Origin of the sequence: Paraburkholderia yinzeri (genome assembly GCF_046581065.1) — a bacterium.
In the GTDB taxonomy this organism is placed as follows: Bacteria; Pseudomonadota; Gammaproteobacteria; order Burkholderiales; family Burkholderiaceae; genus Paraburkholderia.
Genome location: NZ_JBFOCJ010000001.1, coordinates 341,398 through 359,268, shown reverse-complemented (window position 1 = coordinate 359,268; position 17,871 = coordinate 341,398). Strand labels below are relative to the sequence as shown.

Annotated in this window: 19 protein-coding genes; 8 read left to right on the top strand and 11 right to left on the bottom strand. The window is 65.0% G+C overall.

Features of this window, described 5'->3' with window-relative positions; genetic code table 11:
- Window positions 1-25: 25 nt before the first annotated feature.
- Window positions 26-1,777 (top strand): N-acetylglucosamine-specific PTS transporter subunit IIBC, encoded by a 1,752-nt coding sequence (gene nagE / locus WJ542_RS01615; RefSeq protein WP_411187255.1) that lies wholly within the window; start codon window positions 26-28, stop codon window positions 1,775-1,777.
- Window positions 1,778-1,903: 126 nt separating this feature from the next.
- On the opposite strand, the gene cydX is transcribed toward nagE, so the two are convergent.
- From cydX to rpoH, 5 genes are all read right to left on the bottom strand, one after another.
- Complete coding sequence (gene cydX / locus WJ542_RS01610) at window positions 1,904-2,020, bottom strand: cytochrome bd-I oxidase subunit CydX (protein WP_411187253.1); 117 nt, start codon at window positions 2,018-2,020, stop codon at window positions 1,904-1,906.
- Between the two features lie 19 nt (window positions 2,021-2,039).
- On the bottom strand, window positions 2,040-3,176 hold the full coding sequence (gene cydB, locus WJ542_RS01605) for a cytochrome d ubiquinol oxidase subunit II (protein ID WP_411187251.1): 1,137 nt from the start codon (window positions 3,174-3,176) through the stop codon (window positions 2,040-2,042).
- 53 nt (window positions 3,177-3,229) lie between these two features.
- Window positions 3,230-4,819: a cytochrome ubiquinol oxidase subunit I gene (locus tag WJ542_RS01600; RefSeq protein ID WP_411187249.1), complete on the bottom strand. Its 1,590-nt coding sequence runs from the start codon at window positions 4,817-4,819 to the stop codon at window positions 3,230-3,232.
- Complete coding sequence (cydP, locus tag WJ542_RS01595; RefSeq protein WP_411187247.1) at window positions 4,809-5,108, bottom strand: cytochrome oxidase putative small subunit CydP; 300 nt, start codon at window positions 5,106-5,108, stop codon at window positions 4,809-4,811. Before cydP ends, WJ542_RS01600 begins: the two co-directional genes overlap by 11 nt.
- A 373-nt stretch (window positions 5,109-5,481) precedes the next feature.
- On the bottom strand, window positions 5,482-6,411 hold the full coding sequence (rpoH, locus tag WJ542_RS01590; RefSeq protein ID WP_407667939.1) for an RNA polymerase sigma factor RpoH: 930 nt from the start codon (window positions 6,409-6,411) through the stop codon (window positions 5,482-5,484).
- Between the two features lie 387 nt (window positions 6,412-6,798).
- On the opposite strand from rpoH, the gene WJ542_RS01585 reads away from it, so the two are divergent.
- Entirely contained in the window at window positions 6,799-7,182 is a 384-nt protein-coding gene (locus tag WJ542_RS01585; protein WP_411187245.1) for a nuclear transport factor 2 family protein, read from the top strand.
- 188 nt (window positions 7,183-7,370) lie between these two features.
- Here the strand turns inward: WJ542_RS01585 and leuA are convergent, their stop codons facing one another.
- Entirely contained in the window at window positions 7,371-9,017 is a 1,647-nt protein-coding gene (leuA, locus tag WJ542_RS01580) for a 2-isopropylmalate synthase (protein ID WP_411187243.1), read from the bottom strand.
- Between the two features lie 17 nt (window positions 9,018-9,034).
- Here leuA and WJ542_RS01575 point away from each other — a divergent pair, with 17 nt between their 5' ends.
- Window positions 9,035-9,268: a hypothetical protein gene (locus WJ542_RS01575; protein WP_156954436.1), complete on the top strand. Its 234-nt coding sequence runs from the start codon at window positions 9,035-9,037 to the stop codon at window positions 9,266-9,268.
- A 211-nt stretch (window positions 9,269-9,479) separates the two neighbouring features.
- On the opposite strand, the gene ybiB is transcribed toward WJ542_RS01575, so the two are convergent.
- Window positions 9,480-10,442 carry a DNA-binding protein YbiB gene (gene ybiB / locus WJ542_RS01570; RefSeq protein ID WP_411187241.1) on the bottom strand — a complete coding sequence of 321 codons (963 nt, stop codon included), beginning with the start codon at window positions 10,440-10,442 and terminating at the stop codon, window positions 9,480-9,482.
- A gap of 260 nt (window positions 10,443-10,702) precedes the next feature.
- Here ybiB and WJ542_RS01565 point away from each other — a divergent pair, with 260 nt between their 5' ends.
- Window positions 10,703-11,398 (top strand): fumarylacetoacetate hydrolase family protein, encoded by a 696-nt coding sequence (locus WJ542_RS01565; RefSeq protein ID WP_411187239.1) that lies wholly within the window; start codon window positions 10,703-10,705, stop codon window positions 11,396-11,398.
- Window positions 11,399-11,436: 38 nt separating this feature from the next.
- A complete protein-coding gene (gene maiA / locus WJ542_RS01560) occupies window positions 11,437-12,084 on the top strand; it encodes a maleylacetoacetate isomerase (RefSeq protein ID WP_411187237.1) in 648 nt (215 codons plus the stop codon).
- Between the two features lie 91 nt (window positions 12,085-12,175).
- Here the strand turns inward: maiA and ftsY are convergent, their stop codons facing one another.
- On the bottom strand, window positions 12,176-13,327 hold the full coding sequence (gene ftsY / locus WJ542_RS01555) for a signal recognition particle-docking protein FtsY (protein ID WP_411187235.1): 1,152 nt from the start codon (window positions 13,325-13,327) through the stop codon (window positions 12,176-12,178).
- Between the two features lie 232 nt (window positions 13,328-13,559).
- On the opposite strand from ftsY, the gene rsmD reads away from it, so the two are divergent.
- The 3 genes from rsmD to WJ542_RS01540 all read left to right on the top strand — a co-directional run bounded on the left by rsmD (window position 13,560) and on the right by WJ542_RS01540 (window position 15,205).
- Window positions 13,560-14,198 carry a 16S rRNA (guanine(966)-N(2))-methyltransferase RsmD gene (gene rsmD, locus WJ542_RS01550; protein ID WP_411187233.1) on the top strand — a complete coding sequence of 213 codons (639 nt, stop codon included), beginning with the start codon at window positions 13,560-13,562 and terminating at the stop codon, window positions 14,196-14,198.
- 148 nt (window positions 14,199-14,346) lie between these two features.
- Entirely contained in the window at window positions 14,347-14,850 is a 504-nt protein-coding gene (gene coaD, locus WJ542_RS01545) for a pantetheine-phosphate adenylyltransferase (RefSeq protein WP_411187231.1), read from the top strand.
- 97 nt (window positions 14,851-14,947) lie between these two features.
- The gene (locus tag WJ542_RS01540) at window positions 14,948-15,205 is read left to right on the top strand and encodes a YfhL family 4Fe-4S dicluster ferredoxin (protein ID WP_411187229.1); all 258 of its coding nucleotides are present in this window, start codon (window positions 14,948-14,950) and stop codon (window positions 15,203-15,205) included.
- A gap of 92 nt (window positions 15,206-15,297) precedes the next feature.
- Here WJ542_RS01540 and hisC read toward each other — a convergent pair whose 3' ends face one another.
- The 3 genes from hisC to WJ542_RS01525 form a co-directional block, all read right to left on the bottom strand.
- Window positions 15,298-16,365: a histidinol-phosphate transaminase gene (gene hisC / locus WJ542_RS01535; RefSeq protein ID WP_411187227.1), complete on the bottom strand. Its 1,068-nt coding sequence runs from the start codon at window positions 16,363-16,365 to the stop codon at window positions 15,298-15,300.
- A gap of 63 nt (window positions 16,366-16,428) precedes the next feature.
- Window positions 16,429-17,031, bottom strand: coding sequence for an aminoacyl-tRNA hydrolase (gene pth, locus WJ542_RS01530; RefSeq protein ID WP_411187225.1), 603 nt, complete (start codon window positions 17,029-17,031; stop codon window positions 16,429-16,431).
- A 143-nt stretch (window positions 17,032-17,174) separates the two neighbouring features.
- Window positions 17,175-17,780 carry a 50S ribosomal protein L25/general stress protein Ctc gene (locus WJ542_RS01525; protein ID WP_411187223.1) on the bottom strand — a complete coding sequence of 202 codons (606 nt, stop codon included), beginning with the start codon at window positions 17,778-17,780 and terminating at the stop codon, window positions 17,175-17,177.
- Window positions 17,781-17,871 lie beyond the last annotated feature (91 nt).

Genomic DNA, 17,871 nt, shown 5'->3' with positions numbered 1-17,871 from the left:
AGAGACAGGGACTGGAGGCAGTTCAATGGATGGCAATCCGTTTCTCAAGATTCAGAGCCTCGGCCGCGCGCTGATGCTCCCGATCGCAGTGCTGCCGGTCGCCGGCCTGCTGCTGCGCTTCGGCCAGAGCGACATGCTCAACATCAAGATCATCGCCGACGCGGGCGGAGCGATCTTCGACAACCTGCCGCTCCTTTTCGCGATCGGCATCGCAGTCGGCTTCGCCAAGGACAACAACGGCGTGGCCGCGCTCGCGGGCGCACTCGGCTATCTCGTCGAGATTGCCGTGATGAAGGACATCAACGACAAGCTCAACATGGGCGTCCTCTCGGGCGTCGTGGCGGGTATTGTCGCGGGCATGCTCTACAACCGCTTCAAGGACATCAAGCTCCCCGAGTTCCTGGCGTTCTTCGGCGGCAAACGCTTCGTGCCGATCATTACCGGGCTCGTGTGCGTGGTGCTCGGCATTGTGTTCGGCTATGGCTGGGGGCCGGTGCAGGGCGTGATCGACAGCGCGGGTCACTGGCTTACCACGGCGGGCGCGATCGGCACCTTCGTGTATGGCTTCCTGAACCGGCTGCTGCTCGTGACGGGCCTGCACCACATCCTCAACTCGCTCGTGTGGTTCGTGTTCGGCACGTTCACGCCGCCCGGCGGCGGCGCGGCCGTCACCGGCGACCTGCACCGCTTCTTCGCGGGCGATCCCACCGCGGGCAGCTTCATGGCGGGCTTTTTCCCGGTCATGATGTTCGGTCTGCCGGCCGCGTGTCTCGCGATGCTGCACGAAGCGCCGAAGGAACGCCGCTCGATGGTCGCGGGTCTCCTGCTTTCGATGGCGCTCACTTCGTTCCTCACGGGCGTGACCGAGCCGATCGAGTTCACGTTCATGTTCCTCGCGCCGGTGCTGTACGGCATTCACGCGGTGCTCACGGGCCTCTCGCTCGCGATTTGCTCGCTGTTGAACATCAAGCTCGGTTTCACGTTCTCGGCGGGTTTCATCGACTACGTGCTGAACTACGGGCTCTCGACGCACGGCTGGGAGGCCATTCCGCTCGGCCTCGTCTACGCGGTGGTCTACTACACGCTGTTCCGCTTCTTCATCCGCCGCTTCAACCTGCCGACGCCGGGCCGCGAAGCCTCGAACGGCGACACGGCGCTCGCGTCCTCGATGTCGGGTGCCGCCGTGCCGGCGAATGCCGAAGGCGCGTCGCGCGCCGCGCGCTATATCGATGCGCTCGGTGGCGCTGCGAACCTCAAGGTGGTCGATGCGTGCACGACGCGTCTGCGTCTTTCGGTGGCCGATCCGGCGAAGGTATCGGAGCCCGCGTTGAAGGTGATCGGAGCGCGCGGCGTGCTCAAGCGCGGCGGAGAGAGCGTGCAGGTGATCATCGGACCGGAAGCCGACATCATCGCCGACGAGATCCGCAGCGAGATCAAGCGCGGTGTCGGTGCGGCACCGCAGGCGCCGGCGCAGTCCGTGGCGCCCGCGCAACCGGCTGAGGCTGCTGCAGTTGCGGTTGCAGACGAAAGCGAACCGGGCCCGCTCGATCCGGATCCGTCGCGCTGGCTGGCGGCACTGGGCGGATCGGCTAACGTCGTGTCGCTCGATGTCGTGGCGGCAACGCGCCTGCGTGTGGTCGTGCGCGATGCGGCGGCGGTCGATCGTCAGAAGCTCGATGCGCTCGACGTGGTGTGGGTGTCGGCCGATACGATGCACATCGTGGTCGGTCGCGCCGCGCAGCGTTACGCGCACATGCTTGCGCCGCAACCCGCGTGACGCTTGCCGTGCCGCGCTGCATGCGCGGCACGATCCACGCGAACGCGAGCAAGAAAAATCGGCGCTGCTATCTGCAGCGCCGATTTTTTTATGCCTGCCCGCCTGCGTGCGGCGGCGGCTCCGGGCTCAGTCCTTGCGAACCGTGTCGACCGGCTTCTGCTGCTGCGAGTCGAGCCACATCACATTGATGATGCCAAAGCCGAGCGCCGCGCCTATGCCGAGGATCCAACTGAAATACCACATCGTTCAGACTCCTTCGAAATCAGTAAAGCGAATTGTGCTGTTCCTTGATCGCGGCGGCAGTGACCTTGCCGCGCATGACGCGGTAGGCCCAGGTCGTATAGGCCAGCACGATAGGCAGGAAGATGATCACGGCGACGAGCATGATCTCGAGCGTCGTCTTGCTGGAAGTCGAGTCCCACACGGTCAGGCTGCTGCGCGGATCGAGCGACGACGGCATGATGAACGGAAACATCGAGAAGCCCGCCGTGAGGATCACGCCGACGATCATGAGCCCGGTGGCGATGAACGCCGTCTTCTCCATGCGCGAACCCGCGAGCACGCAGGCGACGAGCCCGCCCACGATGCCGAGCAGGGGTGCGATCGCCATCCACGGGTAGAGGCCGTAGTTCGTGAGCCAGAGGCCCTGGCCGGCCTCGACGCTCTTGAGCAGCGGGTTCGAGGGAGCGTCGAGCGGCGCCGGCGACGTGATCGTGTAACCGCCGATCAGCGTCGCGACTAGCGCGCCCGCCACGATGAAGAGCACGACCGCGAGGATCGAGGTGAGGCGCAGCGCCTTGCCCGCGCGTTGGGCCACCACGCCGTCGCTCTTGAGCTTGACGAAGGCGGCGCCGTGCGCGGTGAGCATCGTCAGGCTTACGAGGCCGCAGACGAGCGCGAACGGGTTGAGCAATTCCCAGAAGCTGCCGTGGTACGTAACCCGCAGGTCGGTGTCGTAGGCGAAAGGCACGCCTTCGAGCAGGTTGCCGAACGCCACGCCGAACACGAGTGCGGGCACGAAGCCGCCGACAAAAAGCGCCCAGTCCCAGGCGTTGCGCCACGTCGGATTGTCGCGTTTGCCGCGATAGTCGAAGCCCACGGGGCGGAAGAACAGCGCGAAGAGTACGAGCAGCATCGCGAAGTAGAAGCCCGAGAACGACGCCGCATACACCAGCGGCCACGCCGCGAACATCGCGCCGCCCGCGGTGATGAGCCAGACCTGGTTGCCTTCCCAGGTCGCGCCTACGGTGTTGATGACGATGCGGCGTTCGGCATCGGTCTTGCCGATGAAGGGCAGCAGTACGGCGGCGCCCATGTCGAAGCCGTCGGTGAGCGAGAAGCCGATCAGCAGCACGCCGATCAGCACCCACCAGATGAGCTTGAGGGTTGCGTAGTCCATGGTTGTCTGTTCCTTGCTCGTCCTTGTTGGTGCGATAGCCGGCGGCGCCGGGCTCAGGCGACGTGGCCGTTGCCGGCCGCCACGGTCGAACCCTGTTCGTGGAAGTAGCGCCCTGTGTGCAGCGCGGACGGGCCGAGGCGGGCGTACTTGAACATCAGCGTGATTTCGATGATGAAGAGCGCCGTGTAGAACACCACGAAGCCCGCGATGCTCAGCATCACGTCGCCGGGCGCGAGGCTCGATGCGGAAAGATGCGTCGGCAGCACTTCGGCGATGGTCCATGGCTGGCGGCCGAGTTCGGCGACGACCCAGCCGAACTCGGCGGCGATCCACGGCAGCGGGATCGCCCACACGGCCCAACGCAGGAACCACGCGCGGCTCGGCTTGAGCAGCGAACGTTGCGCGCAGAACCAGAACGCCAGCACGAAGGTCGCGAGGAACAGAATGCCGAGTCCCACCATCATGCGGAACGACCAGAATACGGGCGCGACCGGTGGGATCGCGCTCTTCGCGGCGGCCTCGATCTGCTCGGGCGTCGCGTCCACCACGTTCGGCGCGAACTGCTTCAGCAGCAGGCCGTAGCCCAGGTCGCCCTTGTGGGCGTCGAAGACGTCGCGTGTTTCGGTGTCGGCGGTGCCTTCCTTCATTTTCTGCAATGCGGCATAGGCAAGCATGCCATTGCGGATGCGCACTTCCGCGCGCCCGATGTGGTCCTTCAGGCCGATCACCGGCTCATCGATAGAGCGCGTCGCGATGATGCCCATCAAGTAAGGAATCCGGATCGCATAGTCGGTGCGCTCTTCCTTCTGGTTCGGCATGCCAAACAGTGTGAACGGCGCGGGCGCGGGGGCGGTGTCCCATTCGGCCTCGATGGCGGCGAGCTTGATTTGCTGCACCTCGCCCGTGGTGTAGCCCGACTCGTCGCCGAGCACCAGCACGCACAGCGTCGAGGCCAGGCCGAAGCCTGCGGCGATGGCGAACGAGCGCAGCGCGAAATCGACGTCGCGGCGGCGGATCAGGTACCACGACGAAATGCCGAGCACGAACATCGAGGCGGTCACGTAACCCGCCGATACGGTATGCACGAACTTCACCTGCGCGACCGGGTTGAAGATCACCTGGAAGAGGCTCGTGAGCTCCATGCGCATGGTTTCGTAGTTGAACTCGGCGCCGACGGGGTTCTGCATCCAGCCGTTGGCCACGAGGATCCAGAGCGCGGAGAGGTTCGAGCCGAGCGCGACGAAGAATGTCGTGATGAGGTGCTGGCCCTTCGAGAGCCGGTTCCAGCCGAAGAAGAACAGCCCGACGAAGGTCGATTCGAGGAAGAACGCGGCGAGCCCTTCGACGGCGAGCGGCACGCCGAAGATGTCGCCCACGTAGTGCGAGTAGTACGACCAGTTGGTGCCGAACTGGAACTCCATGGTGAGGCCGGTGGTGACGCCCATCACGAAGTTGATGGCGAACAGCTTGCCCCAGAACTGCGTCATGTCCTTGTAGATCGGCTTGCCGGTCATCACGTAGACCGACTCCATGATGACGAGGAGCCACGAGAGGCCCAGCGTGAGCGGAACGAACAGGAAGTGATAGAGCGCGGTGATGGCGAACTGCAGCCGTGAGAGGTCGACGGTTTCGCTAATGGGCATTTTGGTCCCCCTGGGTATCGCTTTGATGGCCTTGATGGTCTTGATGCGGGTTCATCGCGGATGGCACGGACACCGAAAGAATGGCGCGTGCGACCTCCGCCGGCGGCATGTTCATGTTTTCGGCCTGCGGGTGGTTGAAGAATGCGTATTTGAGCGCCATCAGCAGGACAAGCTTGAAGGCGAGGACGAAGGCGATGTCGCGGGAGAAGGTGGGTCCGCGCGCCCAGCGCAGGAAGCGCGACCGCAGTGCGGGCGGCGGCCGGGAGGGGGGATCGGATGTCGAGATCATGATGGATCGATGACTGCAGATTCTTCCAATGCTTCGTTATCCCGACCGGATGGCTTGGGTCACCCGGCGCTTCGGCACAACTGATGGACAAGAATTTTAAGATTGCGAGTCAAGGCATGCGACAGTCCGCTCGCGACATCTTGTCGCGAACACAGGCCATCCTGGTCAGTATCGCGATTTGATTTGCTTTAAGTCAATAAAATGGGGGCAAATTAAAATGCGTTCCGCATCGGGGTCGATATTTATGTTAGGGAAAAATCCGCCGATATGAATCGAGGGTGGCCGCGCGCCGGCATCGTGCAAAGAAAAAGCCCCGCCTCCTGAGAGGACGGGGCTTTAGCACGCCGGCGAGCCGGGGGCTCGGCGGGCGCGATCAGCTATAGTCGGCGAGTGCCGTGCGCATCTTCTTCATCGCGCTGGCTTCGATCTGACGGATACGCTCGGCCGAGACACCGAACTCGTCGGCCAGCTCGTGCAGCGTCGAGCCGCCCGAGCCGTCGTCGGCGACGTTCAGCCAGCGCGCCTCGATGATGCGGCGGCTGCGCGCGTCGAGTGCTTCCAGCGCGCTCGCAATGCCGTCCGATTGCAAACGGTCGCGCTGACGCGACGCCAGCACGGCGGTCGGCTCGCTGTGCGAGTCGGCCAGCCAGGCGATGGGGGCGAACGATTCCTCGCCGTCCTCGGTCTGGCCTTCGAGCGCGATGTCGGCGCCGGACAGACGCGTCTCCATCTCCACGACTTCCTCGCGCTTCACGTTCAGTTCCTGCGCGAGGCCTTCGATTTCCTCAGGCGTGAACGACTGCAGGCCCTGCTTGTGGCTGCGCAGGTTGAAGAACAGCTTGCGCTGCGCCTTGGTCGTGGCGACCTTCACCATGCGCCAGTTGCGCAGGATGTATTCGTGGATCTCGGCCTTGATCCAGTGCATGGCGTACGAAACGAGCCGTACGTTTTGCTCCGGGTCGAAGCGCTTTACGGCCTTCATCAGGCCGATGTTGCCTTCCTGGATCAGGTCGGCGTGCGGCAGGCCGTAGCCCAGGTAGTTACGGGCGATCGAAACCACCAGGCGCAGGTGCGAAAGCACGAGGCGACGGGCGGATTCGAGATTGTTCTGTTCGCGAAACTCGGTCGCGAACTGGCGCTCCTCTTGCGGCGTCAACATGGGGATCCGGTTGACGGCCTGAATGTAGGCGTCGATATTGCCCAGCTGGCCGGGCAGCATCGATTGATTCGCGAGCGCCAGCACGCCTGCCCCCGCCGCCTTGGCCGGCGTCGGGCTCAGCGTACCAGGAAGGGTCATTGCCATTGCGTTGCTCACGTAGTGAACTCCTCTATATCTTGCAAAAGTCGGACTGCGACTCCACGGTGGATGTTAGCACTCTGCTCCACCGAGTGCTAATACTTGGAGTCTGTAGGGACTTCAAGGTTCCGTGGCTGCTATCGAAACATTTATTTCGATAGATTTCGCCGGAAACCAGACTGGACGGGGCCGACAGCGGATGGCGAAGTATCGCGCCGAAGAATGGCGAGTAAACCCTCTAGATGTGGCAATCAGACGCGCCGAGGCGCGCCGTTTTTGATCGCAAGTTTCCACGCGACCAAACCTGGTATAAATTTCAGCGAGACGCGTGCGGTACATCTTCTGCGCTGGTTTCCACCGACATTGGGACGGGCGCGCAAGGGGGCAAGGGCCATGGCGGCGAAAGTAATCGATGCGATTCGCGGGCTGGAGCGCGAACGGTTTCGTGCAATGGTGGAGGGCGACGGATCGTCGCTGAACGCCCTGTTGTCGGACAACGCGATCTTCGTCCATACGAACGGTAAACGCGAAACCAAACAGCAGTTCATCGATGCCATCACGGCAGGACGCCGCCGCTACCGTCAGATCGAGATCCAGTCGCAGGACGTGCTGCCGGTTGGGCGCGAGGCCTGCGTGGTGTCCGGGCGCGCACTGATCGAGATGGAAGCCAACAATGGCGCGCTGCTGTTTCCCATTGCCTACACGGCCATCCAGACGCAGGAGGATGGTCACTGGCGTCTGCTCGCATGGCAGGCGACGCGTTGTGCGCTCGAATAAAACCGGTTAGTCCCTTCTTCCGGCGCGTCTTCTGGACGCTCCGGACCTACGCAGGCGGCCCGTTCTGCCGCTCGCGCTTGTCGGCCGGAGTTAGCGCTTTAGCGCTTACTCCGGGCCCATGCAAAGCCAACGCTGTTCCCACGCAAAGCTTCTGTCAATTTCCCTGCCGGGCCTGATCGCGCGCGGCTTCAGGCGGCGGCGCGGCGGTCGACCTGAGGCCAGGCCGCGCGGTTCACGCCGCTCACGACCGCGGCGACCGTCGCCTCCACGGTGTCATCGGCGACGCCCACGCCGTGGCGAATGGGCTGAGCGCCTACGCGGCAACCGACGAACACGGCGGTTGCGCCCTGCTCGGTGCGCGCGGTTTCGAACGAGATGATCTCGACCGTCGCGCCCGTGGCCGTCGTTATTGCCGCCGCAATCGCCTGGGCCAGGGCTTCGTGCCCGTCGGCGGCCGAGGGCGCCGCAATGTCACGGCCTTCCCAGCGCACGCGGCCCGCTCCGGCATGCACGGCCGGCCCGCTCGTCTCGAAGTATTCGCGCTTGAAAAGGGCGCAGATCGCCTCGCCGGTGATTTCCTCGCCCGTCGTGTCCGCGGCCGTCTGCACGGCGTGGCTGAACTCGATCTGCACGCGCCGCGGCGGCGTGAAGCCCATGCCGCGTTCGAGCAGATACGTCGCGCCGCCCTTGCCCGACTGGCTGTTTACGCGGATCACCGCGTCGTAGCTGCGGCCGAGGTCGGCGGGATCGATGGGGAGATAGGGCACTTCCCAGATCGCATCGGGCTGCTGCTGCGCGAAACCCTTGCGGATTGCGTCCTGATGCGAGCCCGAGAACGCCGTGAACACGAGGTCGCCCGCGTACGGATGGCGCGGGTGCACGGGCAACTGGTTGCAGCGCTCGACTACGCGGCGCACGGCGTCGATATCGGAGAAGTCGAGGCCCGGATCGATGCCCTGGGTGTAGAGGTTCATCGCGAGCGTCACGAGATCGACGTTGCCGGTGCGCTCGCCGTTGCCGAAGAGGCAGCCTTCGATGCGGTCCGCTCCCGCGAGCAGCGCCATTTCCGCGGCGGCGACGGCCGTGCCGCGGTCGTTGTGCGGATGCACCGAGAGGACGATGCTGTCACGGTACGCGAGATTGCGATCCATCCACTCGATCTGGTCGGCGTAGACGTTGGGCATTGCGGCTTCGACCGTGGCCGGAAGGTTCACGATCATCTTGTGATCGCGCGTCGGGCGCCAGGTTTGCGCGACGGCGTCGCAGACTTCGCGCGCGAACGTGAGCTCCGTCATGCTGAACGTTTCGGGCGAGTACTGGTAGATCCAGTGCGTTTGCGGGCGGGCATCGGCGTGTTCGCGGATCATGTGCGTACCGTCCACGGCGAGCGCCTTGACCTCTTCCTTCGACTGGCCGAACACGATCTTGCGGAACGACGGGCAGATCGCGTTGTAGAGGTGCACGATCGCGCGCGGCACGCCTTCGAGCGCCTCGAACGTGCGCGCGATCAGTTCCTCGCGCGACTGCACGAGCACTTCGATCGTCACGTCCTCGGGAATGCGCTTTTCCTCGATCAGCTTGCGCACGAAATCGAAGTCGGTCTGCGATGCCGACGGGAAACCGACCTCGATTTCCTTGAAGCCGATCGCCACCAACATCTCGAAGAATTCGGTTTTCTGTTCGATGCTCATCGGCTCGATGAGCGACTGGTTGCCGTCGCGCAGGTCGGTGCTCATCCAGATCGGCGCGCGTTCGACGGTGCGGGTAGGCCATCGGCGGCCGTTCAGGCGGATGGCGGGGAAGGGGCGGTACTTCTCGGCGGGATTACGCAACATGACGAGCCTCGTTCTTCATGAAGTCGTTTGCGATGGCGGTCGGCAGCGGGCGGCTGGCGGGCTGGCGACGAAGCACGATGCGCGAAACTTCCGGTGTTCGGGCGGCAACCACGAACGCGAAGAAGGCGGCCACGGTGGCGGCGGTAACCGGCGCGGCAAATGTGGACGTGAACGATGCCCATGCAACGTGCATTTTGACCCTCGCGACTCGTCCGAACGGTAAACGGACGAATACAGACGACTGGTTGTAGGGATACGGCGAGTTTGGGGTACTGCGGGAACGGCTTGGGAGGACTGCGGACCGGGGAACCTCGCGGAGGAGGCGGTCGCGCAGCGCTACGCCTGGCTTACGCTAGACGTAGCGATAGGGCCGCTAGGCGGCCGAAGGTAATTCGGAGGGTGTTCGGAAAGGAACGCATTCGGCCAATGTAAGACAGGACGACTGTGCGTGTCAACAGCGAGTTAGCGTCTGGCGATGCGCTTGATCGTCTCGACCTGCCGCGCGATCGCCCCGGGCACCGGCGCCTCGCCGCGCAGCACGGCATCGATCCAGGCGGCGGTCGTCGGGGCGTCGCGGCCTTCCGGCAGCGCCACTTCGGGCGCGTCGGGCGACGATCGTTCGGGCTCGACCAGCGTTTCGCAGATCCCGTCGTGCAGCCAGTCCACCTGGACCTGGCGGCGTGTGTCGGCGACCGCTTCGCCTTCCGTGCCGCGCGCGAGCAGCGCGCCGCCCGTCGCGGCATCGGGATGCGCCGCGAACAATGCGCTCAGGCTTTCACGGTAGGGCGGGTGCGTGTAGTTGACGAGCCGCAGACCCGGCTGCGCGAACGGCTGCAGCAGCTTCACGAGCGTATGGGTGGAGTTGCGCACGCCCATACGGGCGCGCAGCGCGAGGAGGCGTGCGAGCGGCGGCGCGAGCACTTCGACAGGCGCGAATGCAACGCGCTTTTGCGCGAGCTGCGCTTCGATGCCCGCATGATCGCGAACGGCGGCGAAGTTCAGCGCCGCGAAGATTTCGGCGCTCGTCACCCGGCCAGGATCCGTGCTTACGCCGTGGACCAGGGTCGGCACGCCTTCGCGCGCCAGCAGCAGCGCGAGCAGCGGCACGAGGTTCGGCTGCTTGCGGGCGCCGTTGTAGCTCGGGATCGAGACGGCGCGATAGTCGCCCGCGGGAGACGCCAGCGGTGCGAACGATGCGTGCGCGGCCGCCAGCATCGAGGCCAGCTCCGCCGCGGTTTCGCCCTTCAGGCGGTAGGCGAGCAGCACCGCGCCGAGTTCGAGGTCGGACACGCGGCCGTCGAGCATCGCGGCATAGAGCGCCTGCGTGTCTTCCGGAGACAGCGCGCGCGCGCCGTTCGGGCCGCGGCCGATCTCCTTGATGAAGCGGGCGCAGGAAAAGGTGTCGGCAGGATCGGGAGCATTCATGGAGAGCGGCATTCCAGGCGCCCGGAGTGCGCGCGGTGCGCGGCGGGCGGCAGTCGTGATGCATTACGGGGATGCGCTCAGTATCGCATGAGGCGCGCACGCGGACGGAGCGCGGCGGTTCCAGTCGCCCCGCTTGGTTGCCACGCTGCGTGGACGCGGCGCCGCGCGCTACACTCGCAGTTCGCGCCGCTGCCGGATTCCCGCGCGGCCCACGCAGTTCCGCGCCATCCGCGCCATCCTTCAAGCAGACGGAGAACCCCATGACTTACGTTTTCGAGCCGACGCAGGCATCGGTGCCGGTAGCGGGCAGCGACCAGCGCTTCCCGGTGCGCCGCATCTATTGCGTCGGCCGCAACTACGAAGCCCACGCGCGCGAGATGGGCCACGATCCCGACCGCGAGCCGCCGTTCTTCTTCGCCAAGCCGGCCGACGCGATTCTCTACGTCGCCCCCGGCACGACCGCCGAATTTCCGTATCCGCCGCAGTCGAAGAATGTGCACTTCGAAATGGAACTCGTCGCCGCGATCGGCAAGGGCGGCAAGGACATCCCCGTCGAGAGCGCGCTCGCGCACGTCTATGGCTACGCGCTGGGTCTCGACATGACGCGCCGCGACCTGCAGGCCGAAGCGAAGAAGCTGGGCCGTCCGTGGGATACCGCGAAGGGTTTTGACCATTCGGCGCCGATCGGTCCGATCCATCCGGTCGAACAGGTGGGCCAGCTCGCGAAGGGCGCGATCTGGCTCTCGGTCAACGGCGAGGACAAGCAGAGCAGCGACGTTTCGCAGATGATCTGGCCGGTGGCGGACACGATTGCCTTTCTCTCGACGCTGTTCGAGCTGAAAGCGGGGGACCTGATCTACACCGGCACACCCGAGGGGGTCGGCGCGGTGGTGAAGGGCGACCTGATGCGCGGCGGCGTGGAGGGGATGGGCGAGATCGCGCTGCGCGTGGTCTGAGACGGGCACGAACCGTTACGAGCTTTGACGAGGAGAGCATGAAGCTTTACAGCTATTTCCGCAGTTCCGCGTCGTACCGTGTGCGTATCGCGCTGAACCTGAAGAACCTGTCGTACGAGTACGTGCCGGTGCATCTGGTGCGCGAGGGCGGCGAGCAACTGAAGCCGGCGTATCGGCAGATCAATCAGGATGGCATCGTGCCGACGCTGGTCGACGACGAGCAGAACCTGATCCAGCAGTCGCTCGCGATCATCGAATACCTGGAGGAGACGCATCCCGAGCCGCCCCTGCTGCCGAAAGCGCCAGCCGACCGCGCGCACGTGCGCTCGCTGGCGCTGCAAGTGGCGTGCGAGATCCATCCGGTGGACAACCTGCGCGTGTTGAAGTACCTGAAGCACACGCTAGGTGTTGACGACGCCGCGAAGGACGCCTGGTACCGCCACTGGATCGAACTGGGCTTCGGCACGCTGGAGCAGCGTCTTGCGAGCGACGCACGCACGGGCAAGCTTTGCTATGGCGATACGCCGACCCTTGCCGACGCCTGCCTGATCCCGCAGGTCTTCAACGCGAACCGCTTCAATATCGACACGGCGCGTTATCCGACGATCCAGCGCATCTACGACCACGCGATGCGGATCGATGCATTCGCGAAGGCCGCACCGGGCGAGCAGCCGGATTCGGAGTGAGTCGTGGCGCTCCTTCGGGGGCGCAGATATGAAAAAAGGGGGGTCGTTCGCAGGAACGCCCCCCCTTTTGCTTTGCATTCAGCCCCGTTGCCTAGCTGCCGAGCAAGGCGTCCGCGAACTCTTCGGCACTGAACGGCTGCAGGTCTTCCACTTTCTCGCCCACGCCGATGAAGTACACGGGCACCGGTCGCTGGCGCGCAATCGCAGCCAGGATGCCGCCCTTTGCGGTGCCGTCGAGCTTCGTGACGATGAGCCCGGTGAGGCCGAGTGCGTCGTCGAACGCCTTCACCTGGGTGAGCGCGTTCTGGCCCGTGTTCGCGTCGATCACGAGCAGCACCTCGTGCGGCGCGCCGTCGAATGCCTTGCCGATCACGCGCTTGACCTTCTTGAGCTCGTCCATCAGATGCAACTGCGTGGGGAGGCGGCCCGCAGTGTCGGCCATCACCACGTCGATGCCGCGGGCGCGCGCCGCGCTCACGGCGTCGAAGATCACCGCGGCCGGGTCGCCGCTTTCCTGCTGCACGACCGTCACGTTGTTGCGCTCGCCCCAGATCGCGAGCTGCTCGCGCGCGGCGGCGCGGAACGTGTCGCCGGCGGCCAGCAGCACCTTCTGGTCGAAGCGCTGCAGATGCTTGGCCAGCTTGCCGATGCTCGTGGTCTTGCCCGCGCCGTTCACGCCCGCAATCATCATCACGAGCGGCTGCGCCCGGCCCAGCATCAGCGATTTTTCGAGCGGCTGGAGCAGGTCGATCAGCAACTGGCGCAGTGCTTCCTTCACCTGCGCGGCCTCGGTGAGGCGTTCGGCGCGGACCTTCTGGCGCAGCGTTTCGAGCAGGTATTCGGTGGCGTCCACGCCGGCATCCGACATCAGGAGCGCCGTTTCCAGCTCCTCGTAGAGGTCGTCGTCGATCTTTGCATTGACGAAGATGCTCGTGAGGTTCGAGCTCGTCTTCGCGAGACCCGACTTCAGGCGCGTGAGCCATGACTGCTTCGCGGCGGGCTCCGGCGCGGGCGGCGGGACGATTTCTGTCGCCGGGTCGACTGAGGCGACCGAAGCGGAAGACTCGGCGGTCGCGGAGGTGGTGTGTGCGGGTCCGGCAGCTTGCGCTGCTTCACGTGCGACCGGCACGGGGGCGGTCTGCGCCACCGGCGCGGTTTCGGTGGCCGCGGAATCCGCGGCTTCGCCCTCGGGCGCGCTCTCGTCGGCCTTGGAGCCCCGGAATCGTTTGAAGAAACTGAACATGATCTGGCGTTGTGGAAGCGCGTTGCGGGCCGGACCTCGGACGGTCCGGACGTCGGGGAAATGGCGGCAACGCGCGAAAGAACACGCCATTTTATCAGGCGCCCCCGGCCGCGTCGTTGCGTTGGCCCCGCGGCGCGCGGGCGGGCCTGTGGTAACGTTCGCGCATCAGGGGTGCGGCGCGTGCACGGCGCGCCGCCCGGACACCCATAAGCCGTCACCAAAGAAAACACGCATGTCCCGTTCTACGTCCCCGCGCCCGCAAGGCGCGCGCACGGCCGCGGCCGGCAAAGCTGCCCGCGGCGGCGGTGCTCACACGATCCGCATCATCGGCGGCGACTGGAAGCGCACGCCGTTGCCGGTGCTCGATCTGGACGGCCTGCGTCCCACGCCCGACCGCGTGCGCGAAACGCTCTTCAACTGGCTCGGCCAGCGCCTCGACGGTCTGCGCTGTCTCGATCTGTTCGCGGGCAGTGGGGCGCTCGGCTTCGAAGCCGCCTCGCGCGGCGCGGCGCGGGTCGTGATGGTCGAGCGTAACGCGCGCGCCGCTGCGCAGCTTCGCGCCAACCAGGCGCGCCTTGAGGCGCGCAGCATCGAAATCGCCGAAGCCGACGCGCTGCGCCTCGCGGCCAGTCTCGCGCCGGGCGTCTTCGACGTGGTGTTCCTCGATCCGCCGTTCGGCGAGCCCGCGCTGCTCGTGCGCGCGCTGGAGCTCGCCGCGCCGCTCGTCGCACCGGATGGCTGGCTCTACGTCGAGTGCGGCGAGGGCCTCGATCCGGCCGCGCAGCCGGCGCTGGCGGGCTGGAGCGTCGTGCGCGAGGGCAAGGCAGGTGCGGTCTTCTATCATTTGCTGCAGCGCGAAAATGAGGAATAATGCGCGTTCCATAACAAGCGGCGGACGGCCTGGCCGTCACGCGCGTGCATGCGTCCGCACTGTGCCGGCCACGATCGGAGCGGTTCGGCGGCCTATCGCGTGCGTTGCACGTATTGCGCCCCAATTCTGTTGAGAGAGGAGAAGCCTCATGGTAGTCGCCGTGTACCCCGGTACCTTCGATCCGCTCACGCGCGGCCACGAAGATCTCGTGCGGCGTGCGTCGAGCATTTTCGACACGCTGGTGGTGGGTGTTGCCGACAGCCGCAACAAGAAGCCCTTCTTCTCGCTCGACGAGCGGCTCGAGATTGCCCACGAGGTGCTCGGCCACTATCCGAACGTGCAGGTGATGAGCTTCAAGGGGCTCCTCAAGGATTTCGTCCGCAACAACAACGCGCGCGTGATCGTGCGTGGCCTGCGCGCCGTGTCGGACTTCGAATATGAGTTCCAGATGGCCGGTATGAACCGCTATCTGCTGCCGGACGTCGAGACCATGTTCATGACGCCTTCGGATCAGTATCAGTTCATTTCGGGCACGATCGTGCGCGAAATCGCTCAACTGGGCGGCGATGTGAGCAAGTTCGTGTTTCCGTCGGTGGAAAAGCGCCTGCAGGACAAGGTCGCGTCACTCTCCGCTCCTGTCACGAAGGCCTGAGCGCAGGGCCAAACCGGCGTAAACTTGCTGGACGACTTGATAGTGAATGACGCTGGCGGGCAGGCCGGCACGCAGTGAGTAGAGAAGCGAGACCAGCATGGCCCTGATGATTACCGACGAGTGCATTAATTGCGACGTTTGCGAGCCCGAGTGCCCGAACGACGCGATTTCGATGGGTCCGGAAATCTATGTGATCGATCCGAACAAATGCACGGAGTGCGTTGGCCATTTCGACGAGCCACAGTGCGTGCAGGTGTGCCCGGTGGAATGCATTCCGCGCAATCCGGAGCACCTGGAGTCGGTCGAGCAATTGACGCAGAAGTATCACGCGCTGATGGCGGCGAAAAACGTCTGAAGCGTCTCGCCGCCGCACCACGAAAAAAACGCGCCTCATGAGGCGCGTTTTTTATTGGCTCGTCCGGCCTGGCGGCCCGGTAGCCCGTTTGGCTAGCCCAGAATGTCCTTGAGCGCGGCGACGAGCGTGTCGCATTCGGCATCGGTGCCAACCGTAATGCGCAGATGCTGGCTAATGCGCGGCGCGTTGAAGTGGCGCACAAAGATCTCTCGCTCGCGCAACTTCGCGTTGATGGCCGCCGCGTTGTGCGAGGGATGGCGCGCGAACACGAAGTTCGCAGCCGAGGGCACGATCTCGAAGCCCAATGCCGCGAGCGCCGCCACGAGTCGGGTGCGGCCCGCCATGACGCGTGCGCTCGTCGCGCGCAGCCATTCGACGTCTTCATAGGCGGCGACGGCAGCCGCCTGCGCGAGGCGATCGAGCGGATACGAGTTGAAGCTGTCCTTCACGCGGTTGAGCGCTTCGATCAGGTCGGCGTGGCCGAACGCGAAGCCCACCCGCATGCCGGCGAGCGAGCGCGATTTCGAGGTCGTGTGCACGACGAGCAGGTTCGGATGGCGATCGATCAACGTGATCGCCGATTCCGCGCCGAAGTCCACGTACGCCTCGTCCACGATCACCACCGATTCCGGGTTCGCCGCCACGAGCTTTTCTATCTGCACGAGCGGCAGCGCGTGGCCCGTGGGCGCGTTCGGATTCGGGAAGATCACGCCGCCATTGGGCTGCGCGTAGTCCTCGATGCGGATCGCGAAGGCCTCGTCGAGCGGTACCGTGCGGTACTGCACGTCGTAGAGACGCGCGTAGGTCGGATAGAAGCTGTACGTGATGTCGGGGAAGAGGACGGGCAGGTCGTGCTTGAGCAGGGCCTGAAACGCGTGCGCGAGCACTTCGTCCGAACCGTTGCCGGCGAACACCTGATCGGCGCGCAGACCATGATGCGCGGCCACGGTTTCGCGCAGGCGCTTCGCGACCGGATCCGGATAGCGGCGCAGCGACTCGGCATGCTCGCCCAGCTCGGCGCGGATCGCTTCCAGCACGCGCGGAGACGGCGGGTAGGGGTTCTCGTTGGTGTTCAGTTTGACCGGCTTCGCGAGCGCGGGCTGTTCGCCCGGCACATACGGTACGAGACGGCCGACGATGTCACTCCAGTAACGACTCAAGACGCTCTCCTGTAGTGCTGCGGTTACTACGCCAAACGGGCCGCGATGGCCCTTCGATCGACCTCAACCGTTGCGATGCAACTGCATCACCGCGCGTTCCGTTTCGCCTTTCACGAATGTCGGCATGACGGCGAGCGCGCGCTCGATCGAGGCGTCGATCACATCCTGTTCTTCCTTGCGCGGCGGTTTGAGCACGAAGTTCGCGACATCCGGCTTCGCGCCCGCGCGTGCGCCTTCGGGAATCAGGTCGCGCGGATGGCCAATGCCGATGCGCAGGCGCCAGTACTGCTGCGTCGTCAGATGCGCGGAAATGTCCTTCAGGCCGTTGTGGCCGCCGCTGCCGCCGCCGAGCTTGAGCTTGACGGTGCCGGGCGGCAGGTCGAGTTCGTCGTGCGCGACGAGGATCTCGTCGGGCAGGATCTTGAAGAAGTGCGCGAGTGCGATGACCGACTGGCCCGAGCGGTTCATGTAGGTCTGCGGCTCGAGCAGATGCACTTCCTCGCCGTAGAGGCGCGCCTTCGCATAGTGGCCGTGGAAGCGCCGCTCGTCGCGCAGCGTCGTGCCGGCTTCGCGCGCGAGCTGGTCCACCAGCCAGAAGCCGGCGTTGTGCCGCGTTGCAGTGTATTCGGCGCCAGGATTGCCGAGTCCGACGATCAACCTGATCATGTGCTGTTGCCCGAATCGGAATAAATGTGCGGAAAAACCGCACGGAAAAGATGCGAAAAAAAACCCGCCGGGGCGGACCGCGGCGGGTTACGTCGACCGTTTCAGGGAAACGGATCGAGAGGATATCGGTTCTTTCCTGCCGCTTACTCGGCGGCGGCTTCTTCACCCTCGGCTGCCGCCACGGCACCGGCCGGAACCGTCGCCGAGACGATCACCGGGTTTTCCGTTTCGACGTGCGGAACCAGCGTCACGCCGTTCGGCAGCGTGATGTCCTTCGCGTGCAGCGACTGGCCGGCTTCGATCTTCGCGAGGTCGACTTCGAGGAATTCCGGCAGCGAGCCCGGCAGGCACACCACTTCGATTTCGTTCACGACGTGCGAGATGACCGCGCTCGCCAGCTTCACAGCCGGGTTGGTTTCCTGGTTCAGGAAGTGGAGCGGCACCTTCGTGTGGAGCTTCTTGTTCGGATCGACGCGCTGGAAGTCCACGTGCAGAATGATCTGACGGAACGGGTGATACTGCACGTCGCGCAGCAGCACTTGCTGCGACTTGCCGGCCACTTCGAGATCGAGGATCGACGAGTGGAAGGCTTCCTTCTTCAGGGCATGCCACAGCGCGTTGTGATCGAGTTCGACCAGTTGCGGCTCGGCGCCGACACCGTAGACGATGCCGGGGGTCTTGCCGGTATTGCGCAGGCGGCGGCTCGCACCCGTACCTTGCTGGCTACGCTCGAAAGCGATGACTTTCATGTTTTTCTCCAATGCACTGCCCGCGACCAGGCAGTAAAACGGAGCCCATTCGGCAAATGGCTCGCCTGAAGGCCCCCAACAATGCAGCGCG

Excerpts from the sequence above, each read along its gene's own strand:
- nagE (WP_411187255.1), top strand. The coding sequence starts at position 26 with ATGGATGGCAATCCGTTTCTCAAGATTCAGAGCCTCGGCCGCGCGCTG.
- coaD (WP_411187231.1), top strand. The coding sequence starts at position 14,347 with ATGGTAGTCGCCGTGTACCCCGGTACCTTCGATCCGCTCACGCGCGGC.
- maiA (WP_411187237.1), top strand. The coding sequence starts at position 11,437 with ATGAAGCTTTACAGCTATTTCCGCAGTTCCGCGTCGTACCGTGTGCGT.
- ybiB (WP_411187241.1), bottom strand. The coding sequence starts at position 10,442 with ATGAATGCTCCCGATCCTGCCGACACCTTTTCCTGCGCCCGCTTCATC.
- WJ542_RS01565 (WP_411187239.1), top strand. The coding sequence starts at position 10,703 with ATGACTTACGTTTTCGAGCCGACGCAGGCATCGGTGCCGGTAGCGGGC.
- pth (WP_411187225.1), bottom strand. The coding sequence starts at position 17,031 with ATGATCAGGTTGATCGTCGGACTCGGCAATCCTGGCGCCGAATACACT.
- cydB (WP_411187251.1), bottom strand. The coding sequence starts at position 3,176 with ATGGACTACGCAACCCTCAAGCTCATCTGGTGGGTGCTGATCGGCGTG.
- ftsY (WP_411187235.1), bottom strand. The coding sequence starts at position 13,327 with ATGTTCAGTTTCTTCAAACGATTCCGGGGCTCCAAGGCCGACGAGAGC.
- WJ542_RS01525 (WP_411187223.1), bottom strand. The coding sequence starts at position 17,780 with ATGAAAGTCATCGCTTTCGAGCGTAGCCAGCAAGGTACGGGTGCGAGC.
- leuA (WP_411187243.1), bottom strand. The coding sequence starts at position 9,017 with ATGTTGCGTAATCCCGCCGAGAAGTACCGCCCCTTCCCCGCCATCCGC.
- WJ542_RS01540 (WP_411187229.1), top strand. The coding sequence starts at position 14,948 with ATGGCCCTGATGATTACCGACGAGTGCATTAATTGCGACGTTTGCGAG.
- WJ542_RS01600 (WP_411187249.1), bottom strand. The coding sequence starts at position 4,819 with ATGCCCATTAGCGAAACCGTCGACCTCTCACGGCTGCAGTTCGCCATC.
- cydP (WP_411187247.1), bottom strand. The coding sequence starts at position 5,108 with ATGATCTCGACATCCGATCCCCCCTCCCGGCCGCCGCCCGCACTGCGG.
- WJ542_RS01575 (WP_156954436.1), top strand. The coding sequence starts at position 9,035 with ATGAAGTCGTTTGCGATGGCGGTCGGCAGCGGGCGGCTGGCGGGCTGG.
- rsmD (WP_411187233.1), top strand. The coding sequence starts at position 13,560 with ATGTCCCGTTCTACGTCCCCGCGCCCGCAAGGCGCGCGCACGGCCGCG.
- rpoH (WP_407667939.1), bottom strand. The coding sequence starts at position 6,411 with ATGGCAATGACCCTTCCTGGTACGCTGAGCCCGACGCCGGCCAAGGCG.
- cydX (WP_411187253.1), bottom strand. The coding sequence starts at position 2,020 with ATGTGGTATTTCAGTTGGATCCTCGGCATAGGCGCGGCGCTCGGCTTT.
- WJ542_RS01585 (WP_411187245.1), top strand. The coding sequence starts at position 6,799 with ATGGCGGCGAAAGTAATCGATGCGATTCGCGGGCTGGAGCGCGAACGG.